General features: G+C 69.3%; 15 protein-coding genes and 2 pseudogenes. 6 read left to right on the forward strand and 11 right to left on the reverse strand.

Annotated elements, in window-relative coordinates; genetic code table 11:
• Positions 1 to 61 precede the first annotated feature (61 nt).
• The 5 genes from AQI70_RS06250 to AQI70_RS06270 form a co-directional block, all read right to left on the reverse strand.
• Positions 62 to 2,248, reverse strand: a complete 2,187-nt coding sequence (locus tag AQI70_RS06250; RefSeq protein WP_062145328.1) for an ArnT family glycosyltransferase — start codon at positions 2,246 to 2,248, stop codon at positions 62 to 64.
• The gene (locus AQI70_RS06255) at positions 2,245 to 3,735 is read right to left on the reverse strand and encodes a bifunctional glycosyltransferase family 2/GtrA family protein (protein ID WP_062145330.1); all 1,491 of its coding nucleotides are present in this window, start codon (positions 3,733 to 3,735) and stop codon (positions 2,245 to 2,247) included. Before AQI70_RS06255 ends, AQI70_RS06250 begins: the two co-directional genes overlap by 4 nt.
• A gap of 14 nt (positions 3,736 to 3,749) precedes the next feature.
• Positions 3,750 to 5,366, reverse strand: a complete 1,617-nt coding sequence (locus AQI70_RS06260; protein ID WP_062145332.1) for a sensor histidine kinase — start codon at positions 5,364 to 5,366, stop codon at positions 3,750 to 3,752.
• Positions 5,363 to 6,103, reverse strand: coding sequence for a response regulator transcription factor (locus tag AQI70_RS06265; protein ID WP_062145334.1), 741 nt, complete (start codon positions 6,101 to 6,103; stop codon positions 5,363 to 5,365). The genes AQI70_RS06260 and AQI70_RS06265 overlap by 4 nt, the downstream gene beginning before the upstream one ends.
• Positions 6,104 to 6,354: 251 nt before the next feature.
• On the reverse strand, positions 6,355 to 6,819 hold the full coding sequence (locus AQI70_RS06270) for an ATP-binding protein (protein WP_062145336.1): 465 nt from the start codon (positions 6,817 to 6,819) through the stop codon (positions 6,355 to 6,357).
• A 222-nt stretch (positions 6,820 to 7,041) separates the two neighbouring features.
• On the opposite strand from AQI70_RS06270, the gene AQI70_RS06275 reads away from it, so the two are divergent.
• Both AQI70_RS06275 and AQI70_RS06280 read left to right on the forward strand, forming a co-directional pair.
• Complete coding sequence (locus AQI70_RS06275; RefSeq protein WP_062145338.1) at positions 7,042 to 7,920, forward strand: helix-turn-helix domain-containing protein; 879 nt, start codon at positions 7,042 to 7,044, stop codon at positions 7,918 to 7,920.
• A 5-nt stretch (positions 7,921 to 7,925) separates the two neighbouring features.
• Positions 7,926 to 8,114 (forward strand): DUF397 domain-containing protein, encoded by a 189-nt coding sequence (locus tag AQI70_RS06280; RefSeq protein WP_062145340.1) that lies wholly within the window; start codon positions 7,926 to 7,928, stop codon positions 8,112 to 8,114.
• On the opposite strand, the gene AQI70_RS06285 is transcribed toward AQI70_RS06280, so the two are convergent.
• Both AQI70_RS06285 and AQI70_RS39525 read right to left on the reverse strand, forming a co-directional pair.
• Positions 8,105 to 8,446: an antibiotic biosynthesis monooxygenase family protein gene (locus tag AQI70_RS06285; RefSeq protein ID WP_425264603.1), complete on the reverse strand. Its 342-nt coding sequence runs from the start codon at positions 8,444 to 8,446 to the stop codon at positions 8,105 to 8,107. The genes AQI70_RS06280 and AQI70_RS06285 overlap by 10 nt on opposite strands.
• Before the next feature lie 325 nt (positions 8,447 to 8,771).
• A pseudogene (locus tag AQI70_RS39525) lies at positions 8,772 to 8,882 on the reverse strand (transposase); the annotation flags it as partial.
• A 407-nt stretch (positions 8,883 to 9,289) separates the two neighbouring features.
• Between AQI70_RS39525 and AQI70_RS06290 the strand changes: the two are divergent.
• Together AQI70_RS06290 and AQI70_RS06295 are read left to right on the forward strand one after the other, a co-directional pair.
• Positions 9,290 to 9,646: a peptidase inhibitor family I36 protein gene (locus tag AQI70_RS06290; RefSeq protein ID WP_062145344.1), complete on the forward strand. Its 357-nt coding sequence runs from the start codon at positions 9,290 to 9,292 to the stop codon at positions 9,644 to 9,646.
• A gap of 142 nt (positions 9,647 to 9,788) precedes the next feature.
• Positions 9,789 to 10,682, forward strand: a complete 894-nt coding sequence (locus tag AQI70_RS06295; RefSeq protein WP_062145346.1) for a hypothetical protein — start codon at positions 9,789 to 9,791, stop codon at positions 10,680 to 10,682.
• Between the two features lie 63 nt (positions 10,683 to 10,745).
• Here AQI70_RS06295 and AQI70_RS39745 read toward each other — a convergent pair.
• The 3 genes and pseudogenes from AQI70_RS39745 to AQI70_RS06310 form a co-directional block, all read right to left on the reverse strand.
• A pseudogene (locus AQI70_RS39745) lies at positions 10,746 to 10,949 on the reverse strand (hypothetical protein); the annotation flags it as partial.
• 186 nt (positions 10,950 to 11,135) lie between these two features.
• The gene (locus tag AQI70_RS06305) at positions 11,136 to 12,041 is read right to left on the reverse strand and encodes a DUF2797 domain-containing protein (RefSeq protein WP_079051171.1); all 906 of its coding nucleotides are present in this window, start codon (positions 12,039 to 12,041) and stop codon (positions 11,136 to 11,138) included.
• Between the two features lie 72 nt (positions 12,042 to 12,113).
• On the reverse strand, positions 12,114 to 12,485 hold the full coding sequence (locus AQI70_RS06310; protein WP_062145351.1) for an HGxxPAAW family protein: 372 nt from the start codon (positions 12,483 to 12,485) through the stop codon (positions 12,114 to 12,116).
• Between the two features lie 78 nt (positions 12,486 to 12,563).
• On the opposite strand from AQI70_RS06310, the gene AQI70_RS06315 reads away from it, so the two are divergent.
• A complete protein-coding gene (locus AQI70_RS06315; protein WP_062145353.1) occupies positions 12,564 to 13,124 on the forward strand; it encodes a MarR family transcriptional regulator in 561 nt (186 codons plus the stop codon).
• Here AQI70_RS06315 and AQI70_RS06320 read toward each other — a convergent pair whose 3' ends face one another.
• Positions 13,125 to 13,532 carry a winged helix-turn-helix transcriptional regulator gene (locus AQI70_RS06320; RefSeq protein ID WP_062145355.1) on the reverse strand — a complete coding sequence of 136 codons (408 nt, stop codon included), beginning with the start codon at positions 13,530 to 13,532 and terminating at the stop codon, positions 13,125 to 13,127.
• Between the two features lie 97 nt (positions 13,533 to 13,629).
• On the opposite strand from AQI70_RS06320, the gene AQI70_RS06325 reads away from it, so the two are divergent.
• Positions 13,630 to 14,457, forward strand: coding sequence for an NAD(P)H-binding protein (locus AQI70_RS06325; RefSeq protein WP_062146472.1), 828 nt, complete (start codon positions 13,630 to 13,632; stop codon positions 14,455 to 14,457).
• The last annotated feature ends 16 nt before the right edge of the window (positions 14,458 to 14,473 follow it).

Consider the following 14,473-nt stretch of genomic DNA (forward strand, 5'->3'; position numbering starts at 1 on the left):
CGTACAACGCGGTTATGGGAAGGGGCGGTGGCGTGGGCCACCGCCCCTTCTCGGGAGACCGTCAGCTGTCGCTCTTGGGCTGCGTCAGGTCGTAGAAGGTGGTGCCGTCCACGGTCACCGACTCGAAGTTCTCCTGGACCCAGGAGCTGATCTGCGAGGAGGTGCCGCTGCTGCTGCCGCCCATGCCACCGCCGCTGCCGCTCGCGATGAAGTAGTGGATCTCGCCTTCCGCCACGTACTTCTTGAACTCGGCCGGCGTCGGGGACGGGTCGGTGCCGTTGAAGCCGCCGATCGCCATGACCGGTTCACCGGTGGAGAGCTGGTAGCTCGCGGCGTTCTGGGCGCCGATGGCCGCGGCGGCCCAGGTGTAGTCGCTCGCGTTCTTCTCCAGCAGCTCCTTGGCCTCGTCGCCGACGCTGGCGCCGTTGAGCAGACCGCCCATGCCGCCGGCGCCGCCCGTGCGGCCGCCTTCGCCGGTCTGGCCACCGCCGGGCATGCCCCCGCCGGGGAGCGTGCCGTTGGCACCCGGGAAGCCGTTGCCGTTCTGCTGGTTCTGGCCGCCCTGCGGGTTCTGGCCCTGGGTGTTGCCGTTGCCGTTCTGCTGACCCGGCATACCGCCGCCCGGGAAGCCTCCGCCACCGGGACCGCCCCCGCCGCCCGGACCACCGCGTCCGCCCGAGACCGCCGGACCCGCGGTGACGATCGAGCCGGTGTGGCCCTCGTTCACCGTGGTGAGGGTGTACGCGGTCGGGCCGGCCAGCGCGGCGACGAGGCCCAGGCCGACGACGCCCATGGTCAGTTGACGCCCGAGCTTGGTGACGAAGATCAGGCCGAGCGCGGCGGCGAGGCCGCCGACCAGGACCAGCCACTTCAGCCAGGGCAGGTAGTCGGAGGAGCGGTTGAACAGGACGTAGCCCCAGGCCGCGGTGGCCGTCATCGCGCCGGCCAGGGTGAGCGACGCCCAGACCTTGTCCCGCCTCTCCCAGAGCAGCGCCGCGCCCATGCCGATCAGCGGGGCGATGTAGGGGGCGAGGGCCACCGTGTAGTACTCGTGGAAGATGCCCTGCATGTAGCTGAAGACCAGCATGGTCGTGACCAGCGCGCCGCCCCAGACGAGGAACGCTCCGCGTGTCACGGACGTACGACGGGCCTTGCGGGTGGCTACCAGGCCCGCGACCAGCAGGATCAGTGCGGCCGGGATCAGCCAGGAGATCTGGCCGCCGATGCTGGAGCTGAACAGCCGGTCCCAGCCGGTCTCGCCCCAGTTGCCGCCGCCGTTGCCGCCACCGCCGCCGACGCTGCCGGTCTCCTCGCCGTTGAGCCGGCCGAGGCCGTTGTAGCCGAAGGTCAGCTCCAGGAAGGAGTTGTTCTGCGAGCCGCCGATGTACGGGCGGGATGAGGCGGGCCACAGCTCGACGATCGCGACCCACCAGCCGCCGGAGACGACGATCGCGGCCAGGCCCGCGGCCAGCTGGCCGATCCGCTTCTTGACACTCACCGGGGCGCAGACGCCGTAGACGAGGGCGAGCGCCGGCAGGATCAGGAAGGCCTGGAGGGTCTTGGCGAGGAAGGCGAAGCCGATGGCCGCACCGGCCCACACCAGCCACTTCGTACGGCCGTCCTCCAGGCCCCGGATGACGAAGTAGCAGGCCACGGCCATCAGCAGGGCCAGCATCGCGTCCGGGTTGTTGAACCGGAACATCAGCGCCGCGACGGGGGTGAGCGCGAGCACCGCCCCCGCGATCAGGCCGGCCGCGGGGCTGAACCGGCGGCGGACGGCCGCGTAGACGACGGTGACCGTGCCGACGCCCATGAGGACCTCGGGGAGCAGGATCGCCCACGAGCTGAGGCCGAAGAGCCGCACCGACAGGGCCATCGGCCACAGGGCGGCCGGGGGCTTGTCGACGGTGATGGCGCCCGCCGCGTCCAGCGAGCCGAAGAAGAAGGCCTTCCAGGACTGGCTGCCGGCCTGGACGGCCGCCGAGTAGAAGGAGTTGGCGTAACCGGAGGCGCTCAGGTTGTGGAGGTAGAGGAGGAAGGTGGCGAGCAGGAGGCCGAGGAAGGCCGGGCGCACCCAGCGCGGGTCCTCGGGTCGGCCGCGCCACAGCCGCCGTGCGAAGGGCTGCTTGGGTTCACCGGAGCCGGGGGCGGGTGCGACGGGCTCCGGTGGGGGAGCCGCCGGGGGCGGGCCCCATGTGGTGGGACTCGTACCTCTGGGGTGAGTGGTCTCTTCGTAGTGGGTGGTCATCGGAAGTCCCTCGGGTCGGTGTCGTGCGGGCGCACCGGCTGCAGCTGCACGGTGGCGTCCCGCCAGGTGCCGTCCGCGGCGTGCTGCGCCACGGGGCGCTGCGGCAGCGGCGGGTAGGTCTGCTGGTCGAAGGTCCGGGCCTGGTCGAAGGTCCGGGCCTGGTCGAAGGCCCGGGTCTGGTCGAAGGTCCGGGTCGAGTGCGTCGGCGAGGACGGATCGTGGGAGGCGATCACCATCGAGTCGGTGTCGCGTCGGTCCGGGAACACCCACGCCCGGAAGAGCAGGAAGCGCAGCACGGTCGCCGCGAGGTTGGCGGCGATCAGGACCGCCAGTTCGGTGGAGTGGGCGGGGTCGCTGCTGGCCGCGTTCAGGGCGGCGAGCGAGCCGCTGGTCAGGACGAGGCCGATGCCGAAGACGACCAGGCCCTGCGCCTGGTGCCGGACGGCGCCGCTACGGCCGCGCACCCCGAAGGTGAGGCGCCGGTTGGCCGCCGTGTTGGCGATCGCGGAGACCAGCAGGGCGAGCGCGTTGGCGGTCTGCGAGCCGGTGAAGACGCGGAAGCCGCTGTAGAGGAGGAGGTAGAACAGGGTGGACAGGCCGCCGACGACGCAGAAGCCGACGAGCTGGCGGGCCAGGCCCCTGGGTACGTCCTTGATCTCGCGGTCGCGCGGGTCGTCGCCGAAGGGGCGGGTGAGCCGGTCGAGTGGCAGCGAGCCGCCGGCCAGGGCCTTGCCGACCCGCCACACGCCCTTGAGGTCGTCGGTCGCCGTCTTCACGATGTGCACCGTGGAGTTCGGGTCGTCGACCCAGTCGACCGGGACCTCGTGGATCCGCAGTCCCGCCCGCTCGGCGAGCACCAGCATCTCGGTGTCGAAGAACCAGCCGGTGTCCTCCACCAGCGGCAGCAGCACCTGGGCGACGTCCCGGCGTATCGCCTTGAAGCCGCACTGGGCGTCCGAGAAGCGGGCCTGGAGCGAGCCGCGCAGGATGAGGTTGTACGAGCGGCTGATGAACTCCCGCTTGGCGCCGCGCACCACGCGCGAACTGCGGCTGAGCCGGGAGCCGATCGCGAGGTCCGAGTGGCCGGAGATCAGCGGCGCCACCAGGGGCAGCAGAGCGTTGAGGTCGGTGGACAGGTCCACGTCCATGTAGGCGAGGATCGGGGCGTTTGAGGCGGACCAGACGGTCCGCAGTGCCCGGCCGCGGCCCTTCTGCTCCAGCCGGAAGGACCTGACCTCCGGGATCTCCGCCGCCAGCCGCGACGCCACCTGGGGGGTGGTGTCCGTCGACGCGTTGTCCGCGATCGTGATGCGGAACGCGTACGGGAAGGTGCGCTTGAGGTGATCATGCAGTCTCAGCACACACGGCTGGAGGTCCTTCTCCTCGTTGTAGACGGGGATCACTACGTCCAGGACAGGCGTACCGGCGTCTCCGGCCGGGAGGTGCTCCCGCGCCGGCAGGGTGCCGGGAGAAGAGTCGGTTCGCATGGGACCGACTTTCGTCAGGCGCCCTGTTCCGCCCATGTGGTGACGCTGTGCTGTGCCTGTGAGTGCTGTTGCCGGCTCATTTCGGGGCTCGGCGGCGCGGGGAGCGCCGGCAGATGCACCGTGAACACGGTCCGCCCGGGCACGCTGTCGACGGTCACGGCACCGCCGTGCGCGGTGGCCACGGCCTGCACGATCGCCAGTCCGAGGCCGGTCGAGCCGGTGGCACGGGAGCGCGCGGAGTCGCCGCGCGCGAACCGTTCGAAGACGTGCGGGAGCAGTTCCGGTGGGATGCCGGGGCCGTTGTCCTCGACGTCCACGCACAGCCAGGGGCCACGCGGTTGGACACGGGCGGTGACCGTCGTCCCGGGTGGGGTGTGGTTGCGGGCGTTGCCGAGCAGGTTGACGAGGACCTGTTGCAGCCGTGCCGCGTCCGCCGCCACGAGGGCCGGTTCGTCGGGCAGGTCGAGGCGCCAGTTGTGGTCCATGCCGGCCGCCCGGGCGTCGCTGATGGTGTCCACGACGAGCGGGACGAGGTCGGTCTGCTCGAACTGGAGGGGGCGGCCGGCGTCGAGCCGGGCGAGCAGGAGGAGATCCTCGACGAGGAGGGTCATGCGCCCGGCCTCGGACTCGATACGCCCGAGGGCGTGTTTGGTGTCCGGCCCGACCTCTTCCCTGCCGCGTCTGGTCAGTTCGGCGTACCCGCGGATGGAGGCGAGGGGGGTGCGCAGCTCATGGCTGGCGTCGGCCACGAACTGGCGTACCCGCATCTCGCTCTGCTGGCGGGAGTGCAGGGCGGCATGGACGTGGTCCAGCATGCGATTGAGCGCGGCGCCGACCTGGCCGACCTCGGTGTGCGGGTCCGTCTCGGACTCGGGGACGCGTTCGCTGAGGTTCACCTCGCCGGTGTGCAGGGGGAGTTCGGAGACACGGGTGGCGGTGGCGGCGACGCGGCGCAGGGGGCGGGTGGCCACGCCGACGATGACGGTGCCGGCGATACCGGCGGCCACCAGGGCGGCGGCGGTGACGCTGGCTTCGATGATGACGAGGGTGTTGAGCGTGCTGTCGACCTCGTCGGTGGGCAGGGCGACGTAGTAGCTGTTGCCGTTGAAGGCGGTCCGGTACTCCACCCGGTATTCACCGAGGCCGGGGATGTCGACCGTGTGCTGCTCGCCGTCCTGGGCGACGGTGTTGAGCGCGGTGCGCGCGGCCTCGCTGAGGTCCTTGGCCTTCATGCCGCTGATGTCGGTGTTGTCGTCCGACTTCACACCGACCTTGGCGTTGGTGATGGTGCCGTTCTGGACCTGGGCGATGACCGTCCCCGCCTCCGAGCGCGGGCCCCGCTCGACGAACGCGCTGAGGTCGAGGGTCGGGGCGCTCTTGTCGTCGTCGGCCTTGGGGTCACCGCCGGGAGGCTTGCCGAACCCGCTCGCCCGCCCGGCGACATCGCTCAGCTTGGCGCCCAGCTGCTCGTAGAGATGCGAACGCAGGGCCAGCGTCGTCACCGTACCGATCACCGCGCACACCACGGCGATCAGCACCACGGACGCGACGACGAGCCGCGTCCGCAGGGTGCGCGGCTGCCCCACCCGCCGCTGCCGCTTCTGCGCACGCGGCCGTCGTCGCCCGCTCATGACGCGGCGGGCTTGATCAGGTAACCGGCCCCACGCCGGGTGTGGATCATCGGCTCGCGCCCGGCGTCGATCTTCCGGCGCAGGTAGGAGATGTAGAGCTCGACGACATTGGCCTGCCCGCCGAAGTCGTACGACCACACGCGGTCGAGAATCTGGGCCTTGCTGAGCACGCGCCGCGGATTGCGCATCAGGAAGCGCAGCAGCTCGAACTCGGTGGCGGTGAGGTGGATGGACTCCCCGGCCCGCGAGACTTCATGGCTGTCCTCGTCGAGCGTCAGATCGCCGACGACCAGCACGGAGTCGGACCGCCGGTCGGCGGCACCGGAACGCCGGATGAGCCCGCGCAGCCGGGCGACGACCTCCTCCAGGCTGAACGGCTTGGTGACGTAGTCGTCCCCGCCCGCGGTAAGCCCGGCGATACGGTCCTCCACGGCGTCCTTGGCCGTCAGGAACAGCACCGGCACGTCCGGCAGCTCCCGCCGCAGCCGCCCGAGGACGGCCAGCCCGTCCATGTCCGGCAGCATCATGTCCAGGACGACGGCGTCGGGCCGGAACTCCCGCGCGGCCTGGATGGCACCGGTGCCATCCCCCGCGCTCCGGATCTGCCAGCCCTCATAGCGAAGGGCCATGGACAGCAGTTCGGTGATCGACAGCTCGTCGTCCACCACAAGCACTCGGACGGGGCTCCCGTCCGGCCTCAGCAGTTCGGTGCGCCCCTGGGGCGAGGTCGTGGTCATAGTGGACACCTTGTCGGCGTCCTCTTAGAGCGCGCTTTCCCCAACCTGTGATTTTCCTGAGAAACGCACAGGAGGCTCTCAGGCAACGCCTGGGAAGTCCTTGGCCGACGATGCCACCGGTCTGCGGTAACGGGTCCTCCTGGGGTACGCCCCTGGTCAGGCAGCCGTACTGCCGACCATGAGGATCTTGATGGCGATGCTGCTGCCGTCGATCTCGTAGGTGGCTCTGTACGCACCGACGCGCAGCCGCCTCAGCTTGCTGGTGCATCGAGACTCCTCGGGATGTCGAGTTCCGCCCAGACGGTCTTGCCCACGGTGAGCTTCTCGACTGCCCACCGATCGGCGTACGTGCGGACGAGGAGGAGCCCGCGGCCGAACTGTTCGTCCGGGGTGGTGGTACGGGCGGTCGGGAATCGTTCACCCCTCGGGTCGCTGACGGCCACCCGGAGCGCGGCGCCGCTGAGGGACGTCTCGACGCGGAACAGACGGTCCCGAAGACAGCCGTGCAGTAAGGCGTTCGTGCACAACTCGCTTGCCAGGAGGGCTACGTCATCGGCGAGGGCGGGATGGCCCCAGTCGACGGCGAGTTGGGCGACGTGTCTGCGGGCGAGGGGGATGTTGCGGGGGTACGGGGTGTAGCTGACGGTGTCGTAGCGGTCGTAGGCCTTGGCCGTGCCTTTGACTTTGCGGTTTCCGGGAGGGCAGGAATCGGTCACGGGATCCTCCGGTGGGCTGGTGGGGGGTTGGGGTGGCTCCGCCGTGTGGGCAGCACGGTGCACTTCCGCCAACTGGTGCCGCTTGGTGGGCGATTGAGTACCCACGGTAGGCACATATAGGGTGCGGCAGCAATCGAACGTCGGCAGAAAATTCTCTGCCGAAGTTGTGAGGTGCTCGCAGGGGGCTACAGACTGAGGCGTCTCACTAAGGGGGATCGCTGTATGGGCAACAACCCTGACCGCGGACGGACCATCACGACCGTGCTCGGACGCAGGCTCGGCGGAGAGCTGCTGCAGATGCGGGAGGCGTGCGGTCTACGGCAGATGCATGCCGCCGAGGCGCTGACGGCGTCCGTCACGAAGGTGGCGAAGATCGAGCGCGGGCAGGTGCCGATGCGCGATCCCGACGTCAGGGCACTGTGTCACCTGTACGGCCAGAGCGACGAGGCCGTGATCGGCAAGCTGCTGGCGCTCGCGAAGGCGGACCGTGAGCGGCGCAAGGCGCACGGCTGGTGGAACCAGTACCCACAGTTGCAGGCGATGGTCGAGTACGTCGCACTCGAGGACATCGCCACCAACATCCGCACCTGGCAACTAGCCATCGTCCCAGGCCTGTTGCAGACGGCGGATTATGCGCGGGCGCTCGCCGTCGGCAACGGTCACTGGGAGGACCCGGACGAGATCGAGCCGTTCGTCGAGTCCCGGATGGCCCGACAGGCACGGCTGGACGGCGAGAATCCCCTGGAGCTCTGGGCGGTCGTCCACGAAGCGGCCCTGCGTCAGCTGGTCGGTGGGCGGGACGTCATGCGGGCGCAGTTGGAGCACCTACTGGATTTGGCACGGCGACCGAATGTGAAGCTGCAGGTGCTTCCGTATCTCGCGGGTGCCCATCCAGGCATGACCAGTGCCTTCACCATCGTGTCGTTCACCGAACCCGGCGCGCTCGACGTGGTCCACGTGGATACCGCCTCGTCGACCCTCTGGTTGGAGAGCAATACTGATGCCGACCACCACAACGGGCTCTTCGATCGCCTCACGCGGCTGAGCCTCGCGCAGCGCAACTCGGTCAGACTGATCGACGGGATCCTGAAGGAGATGTAGTCGGCGTGCCCGCATACGAGTTCGTCAGGTCCACCTACAGCGGCGGCAACGCCGGCCAGGAGTGCGTCGAGGTCGCCCGCAACGTCCCCGGCACCGTCGCCGTCCGAGACTCCAAGGACGCGGACGGACCGATACTCCAGCTCACGCAGGGAAGCTGGACGGCCTTCCTTCGTTCAGTCTCACATCACGGCTGAACGCCACCCGGCGAGACCGTCTCGCAGGGCCCAGCGGTCGGGGTGCTCCCCCGCTCGAACCCATTGCTGTGCTCGACCTTGGCGATGTGCAACGAGTAGCGCTCGTACCAGTGCGCACGCCCCTGCGCCTTGGCCGCGCGGTGCTCCGCATGGTCGCGCCACTGCTCGATCCCGGCGAGGTCCCTGAAGTAGGCGACCGTGATCGCGAGACCGCCGGGGGTGCGGGCGGAGTCCTCGCCGAGGAAGCCGGGGATCTCCTTGACGAGTTCGCCCATGCGCTGGGCGGTCGCGCCGTATCCGCCATCACTCTCGGTGCGCAGGGAGGTGAACACGACGGCGTAGTACGGAGGTTCGTGAGCAGGAACGGGGACAGGGGCGACAGGCGCAATGGATTGATCGCTCATGTCACCTACAGTCGGCTCCCGCACCACACGGCGTCCAGGTCCCTTGCCGAAAGGGATCCCGGAGGGATCCAACTCTTTACTGTCACCACCCCATCTGCCTGCCGTGCGCAGGTCTACCGGAAGGGGATGTTGAGCCAGTGGCTGCCGGGGTCGGACAGCAGAATCCGGTGAACGCTGACCATGTCCTCGTACCAGCTGCCGAATTTCTCGTTGTCGCGGCGGCGCAGACCCCCGCGGGCCAGGCAAGAGGCCCGGTGAACCGGCGGTGAGCCGTCGCTGCCGACGGCCCGAACGAAGCAGTGGGAAGTTGCTGCCACGTGCAGCCCGAAGTCGACACGAACACGATCGCAGCCAGCACCTCACGCGCTGCTGACGCTCCGTCACTTTCGCCGTGTTGCGTGATAGCCGTCAGCATCGAGATACTTCCGCCTAAAGGTGAACGGACCGGGAAATGAGGCGGTTTCTCTTCCCGACGGGGCATATCGGATTGTGTGCGGCGTTCCGACCGCAACCGCGAGAGCGACGGCGTCCTGGCCAGCGAGTTGGGAAAGAAAAGGCTGGACGGGCGACTTTACAGGGATATACTTTCATCCGTCTCCGGCGTGCAGAAGAAGGGGAATATGCGACGCGGCCAGTTTCGTTGACGCGCAATCACTGTGTGTATCCTCGTCAACTCGCCTATCGCATCTGCGTCGCCAGAGCACGACATTTTCAACCGTGACGACATGACCAGTCGTTGGATATATCGGTAGGAAAGATGAGGGGGAAACCATGAAGCGCACCATTGCCGTTGCCGTCGGCGCGCTGTCTCTGGCCGCTTCCGGCGTGATCGGCTTCAGCGCCGTCGCACAGGCGGAATCCGACCAGCGCGACACACGCGCCGGCAAGTTCACTCTGTATGAGCACGATGACTTCGAGGGCCGCCAGTGGAGCTTCTATCCGGACAACAACTGCTGGAAACCGAGTGGCTCCTGGGCGAGTTCGATGAAAAACGGCTCGGACCGGTGGGTGTGGCTCTACAGCGGGGAGCGCTGCACCGGCGACGCGGGCTACGGTGCGAGGCCTCACACCACGGACGATGACCTGACGGACAACGACTGGGACAACAGGACGAGGACTGTCAGGTAGCCTCCGGGCCGAGTGATCAACGCCCACGTCTCACCATGAAGGGCGCGGAAGTCGATTCGAGTCGTAGCGATGTAAGGCGGGGTGTGGTGCCTGCACCAGTGCTGCACCCTGCACGGTGTGAGTAGAGCACGAGGAGTACAGCGTGTCCGTTCGGCTCTGGGGTGCGGCCCTGCTGCTCGCGGTCGCGGCCGTGGGGTGTTCCACGTCGGGGTCGGATTCGCCGTCCGGGCCGCAGCAGGCAGGCGGCGGCTGGGAAAGCGGGACCGTTCCGCTGCCGGGCAAGGAGGCGCGGGAAATCACCGTGCCGTTCGATGAGTACAACATCTCCCCGGCGGACGCCATACGGATTGACACGGCTGAGGACTCCCTGGTCGGCGAGTGCATGCGGGAGCGGGGCATGAAGTGGACAGTGGCGCCGCTTCCCCCCGAGCGCGATATCGCCCCGCCCAATCGCCGCCGCTACGGCGTGGTTGAGCCGGACGCCGCCCGGGTCTTCGGCTTCCACAACCCGCAGGACAGACCATCCGTAGTCCGGCGCAACAAGGAACTCGACACCCGGGGCCGCAAGATCTCGCCCGAGGTTCGGCGGGCCGCGTACGGCGACGAGTCCAAGCCCGGCCCCGGCGGCTGTCTCAAGAAGGCCCGGGATCAGATGATGAAGGGGGCACCAAAGATCAACGTGTCCCTCTTCAACAAACGCAGCGGGCAGACTTTCGAGGCTTCCCAGCGCGATGCGAAGGTCGAGCGTGTCTTCCGCTCCTGGAGCGCCTGCATGAAGGAAGCAGGCTTCCGCTACAAGGATCCGCTGGCTGCCGCCACCGACGAGCGGTGGGGAACGGACCAGCCCTCCCGCAAGGAGATCCGTACGGCCCAGGCGGATGTGCGGTGCAACGAGAAGACGGACCTCACGGCCATCTGGATGGCGGCGGAGAAACGTATCCAGGACGACGTCATTCGCGAGCATCCCAAGGAATTTCGGGCGCTGAAGGTGACCAAGGACGTACAGCTCAAGGCAGCCCGCCGCATCCTCGGCTGACGACAAAAGACCTGACGGACAGCGGCTTCGACAGCAAGACGAGCTCGGTCAAGCTGAGCTGGGTCATCCCGACGCATCCGGATTCGAGATCGGCGTCCGGCCTGAACCACGGGCGCGGCCGTCGGCCCGCTCCGCGATCCAGCCCGCCATCGCCCGTACGCCGAGGAACGTGTACGTGCCGGGTACGGGGTCCAGGTAGAGGGCGAAGTCCTCGCCGCTGAACGGCTCGGCGGGGAAGCTCACTCCGGCACCCGCGTACGACGTGGCCAGCACGTTGAAGCCGTCGACGAGGAACAGCGTAGAAGCGCGAGTCGATCTCCTCCTGCGGCGCGTCGGTGGCACGGTCCGGGACCGTCTTGCGTCCGGTCGCTCCTGGAAACACAACCACGTCCGCGACGATGAGGGCCGCCGTGCCTCCCAGTCGGGCGATGCGGGTTCAGCTGAAGACGCCGGTCAGAACAACCCGTCCTGCACACTCCCCTCCCGTGCCCGGAAGTCCCGCACGGGCACAGCCAATTCACCGTCCCCACTGACCCCACTGACCCCACCGCCCGCACCCGTCGGCACCAGTTCCCACCCCCTCATCAGCCGCGTATCGAGCACGACGACCCCGCCACCCGTCTCCACATGGAGATCCGGCCCCGCAGCCGCCACCAACCGCCCGCTCACCGCCCCGCCCGCGACAAGCTCGGTCACCTCCCCGACCGCGGCCGGCAGCTCCGCCAGCCCAAACACCCGGCCGTGGTCGACCGGTTGGCAGGGCTCGCGGGTGAGGGACTCCGGCCAGTCGGGCAGGGCAACCGCCCTGGCGTGCAGGTCCGCCACCTCGGCCGCCCGCTCCGCTTCCGAGCGCGGCAGCGATGACCGCACCGCCCGCTTGGCGCCGTACGGAATCCGGTCCGGCACCCGTAGTGCCGCCCGCAACAGTTCCTCGGCGCGCCGGGCCGCCATCAACGGGCCGGCGCCCAGCCAGCTGAAGCAGACCGCCCCCTGTTCCAGCAGCCGGGCCGAGCCCCGCTCAAGGGCAGTGATGCCGACCTTGGTTATCCCGGGGCCGAACCACGCCAGATATACGTGGTACGGGCGCGGATCGTCCGCGATCGTGTCCGCGGCCACCGAATGCGCCCGGTCCAGCCGCGCACACTCCTCGCACCGCGCCCCCGTACTCCGCCCCGGCACGACCGCCCGCACCGGACACGCATGCCCCCGTGCCCCCACGCATGTCCGCACGCCCCCTTCCGCGACCCCGAAGGCCACCCGTTTCCCCCAGGTCAGCGCGGAGCGCCGACCTCCGTCCCACACCAGCTCAGGGCCGGCCGCCGACCATCGCAGCCCCGAGCATCTCCATGCCTGTGCCATCGCTCTTCGAGCCTAGGGGCTGCCACTGACAACGCCGCCGACAACGCCCCTTCAGTGACCGACTCGGCCGTCTCAACCGGCTTCCGCGGCAGCCGGCTCCGGCTCTCCCGCCACGGGCACCACACCGGACGACGCCACCGCGCCCGCACCCCGGCCCCGCCCCGCCAGCCGGCACCCCCAGCAGTCCGCATGCCCTCCCCGCGCCGCCAGGTCACGCGCCCCCATCCGCCACTCACCGCGCGGCCGGACGGCCGGAGGCTTGCCCCATCCGGTCAGGTGCAGGGCCCAGGTGACGAGGACGCTCGCCGCCAGGATCACCAGCCCGCCGCCGATCAGCGCGCCCGAGACGATGCATATCCCCGCCCCCAGCACGGCGGAGCCGATGGTCGCGATGGCGGTTCCGGTCCACCCCGCGACCGTGTGCCCCTCGTCATACTGGCTCACGTGCCCACCTCCCGAGAATCCCTCACTTCGTAAGAAGTTTAGAGGCTAAATCTCTCATCAGCTAAGGTAATCAGGAAAATGCCAGCCACGCCGCGCCCCACCGCCACCCCCGCCCAGGCGCTGGAGGCGATGGACTCCCTCATCGCGGCCCACCTGCTCGGCCAGCAGGAGATGGCCCAGCGGCTGGGCCTGAACATCACCGACCTGCTCTGTTTCGCCTGCGTCCTGAAGGCCGGCGAGAACCTGCTCACGGCGGGCGACCTCGCGGAGCACGCCCACGTCACGACCGGCGCGATGACCGGCATCCTCAACCGCCTGGAACGCGCCGGCTTCATCACCCGCCGCCCGGACCCGGCCGACCGCCGCCGCGTCCGCGTGGCCGCCGTCCCGGCCGCCGTCTCCCGCGTCGAGGCCCTCTACGGCCCCTACTACGGCCGCCTGAACGACCTTTTCGCGTCCTACTCCGCCGACGAGATCGCCGTACTCACCGACTGGTTCACGCGCACGACGGGCCTCGCCCAGGCCTATATCGACGAACTGCGCGAGAAGGAGGACCAGAAGGACAGCAGGAAGGACAGCAGGAAGGACACGGACAGCAAGACCGCCAAGAGCCGTGCGAAGAACAAGAACCAGGCCTGATCACCGGCGGCCGACGACCCGCGCGTCCTCCCGGGCGTCGTAGTCCGCGCGCGCCCGCTCGACCTCGGCCAGATTGACCGACCACTCCGAGAGCGCGGCGAACAACGGCGCCAGGCTGCGCCCCAGTTCGCTGATCTCGTACTCCACGCGCGGCGGGACCTCGGGGTGATAGGTGCGCACGACCAGCCCGTCCCGCTCCAGCTGCCGCAGCCGCTGCGTCAGTACCTTCGGCGTGATCGTGGCGATACGGCGCTCCAGTTCGACGAAGCGCTGACGGCCGTACTCGTGAAGTGCCCACAGGATCGGGGTCGTCCAGCGGCTGAAGACGATGTCGACGACGGGGGCGATCGGGCAGGCGCTCTCGGGATCACCGCCGCGCGGGGCCCGCTTCCCTGTGTCCTCCGTCACAACTACCCCTGTTCGCCAATACTTTCCTCTAGGTACCTACTACCCCCACAACAGTAGCGTCGCCGTACGAGATCCGCACTCGGAACGGAGACCGATGATGATCGTGGTGACCGGAGCAACCGGCAATGTGGGGCGGCCACTTGTGCGCGCCCTCGTCGAGTCTGGCGAGCAGGTGACTGCGGTCTCCCGCCGGATCTCCGCAGGAGATGTGCCGGCCGGAGCCCGCCCTCACCGTGCCGACCTGACCGAGCCCGAGCGCCTGAAGCCCGCCCTCGACGGAGCCAAGGCCCTGTTCGTGCTGACCTCCGGCGACTTCCTGGCGGTCGGCGGCGACCTCGGTGCGGTCCTGGATGCCGTACGAACCTCGGACGTGCGGCGCGTGGTCCTGCTGTCGTCGCAGGGCGTCGGCACCGGGGACCACCCCTCGGCCCTGGAGGACGCCGTCCAAGCATCCGGCCTGGAGTGGACGATGCTGCGCCCGGGCGGCTTCCACTCCAACGCCCTCCAGTGGGCCGACATGATCCGCGCGCGGCGAGAGGTCGCCGCTCCCTTCGGCGACGTGGCCCTGCCGACCGTCGACCCGGACGACATCGCGCAGGTCGCGGCCGTGGCGCTGCGCGAGCCGGGGCACCAGGGCGAGGTCTACGAGCTGACCGGCCCGGCGCCCGTCTCGCCCCGGCAGCAGACGGCCGCGATCGGGGACGCCCTGGGCGAGGCGGTCCGCTTCGTCGAACTGACCCGCACGGCGGCCCGGGAGCGGATGCTGGCGTTCATGCCGGAGCCGGTCGTCGAGAGCACGCTCGACATGCTGGGGGCTCCACCGGCCGCGTTGCGGCGGGTGAGCCCGGACGTGGAACGCGTCCTCGGCCGGCCGGCCCGTACCTTCGCGGACTGGGCGGCACGCAATGTCAGTGACTTCGCATAGCCCTCCGTCCAGGATC

It is taken from the genome of Streptomyces curacoi, assembly GCF_001513975.1.
Classification (GTDB): domain Bacteria; phylum Actinomycetota; class Actinomycetes; order Streptomycetales; family Streptomycetaceae; genus Streptomyces; species Streptomyces curacoi.

Coding starts and splice junctions, on each gene's coding strand:
- AQI70_RS06325 (WP_062146472.1), top strand. CDS start 13,630: ATGATCGTGGTGACCGGAGCAACCGGCAATGTGGGGCGGCCACTTGTG.
- AQI70_RS06260 (WP_062145332.1), bottom strand. CDS start 5,366: ATGAGCGGGCGACGACGGCCGCGTGCGCAGAAGCGGCAGCGGCGGGTG.
- AQI70_RS06250 (WP_062145328.1), bottom strand. CDS start 2,248: ATGACCACCCACTACGAAGAGACCACTCACCCCAGAGGTACGAGTCCC.
- AQI70_RS06265 (WP_062145334.1), bottom strand. CDS start 6,103: ATGACCACGACCTCGCCCCAGGGGCGCACCGAACTGCTGAGGCCGGAC.
- AQI70_RS06255 (WP_062145330.1), bottom strand. CDS start 3,735: ATGCGAACCGACTCTTCTCCCGGCACCCTGCCGGCGCGGGAGCACCTC.
- AQI70_RS06290 (WP_062145344.1), top strand. CDS start 9,290: ATGAAGCGCACCATTGCCGTTGCCGTCGGCGCGCTGTCTCTGGCCGCT.
- AQI70_RS06275 (WP_062145338.1), top strand. CDS start 7,042: ATGGGCAACAACCCTGACCGCGGACGGACCATCACGACCGTGCTCGGA.
- AQI70_RS06305 (WP_079051171.1), bottom strand. CDS start 12,041: ATGGCACAGGCATGGAGATGCTCGGGGCTGCGATGGTCGGCGGCCGGC.
- AQI70_RS06315 (WP_062145353.1), top strand. CDS start 12,564: ATGCCAGCCACGCCGCGCCCCACCGCCACCCCCGCCCAGGCGCTGGAG.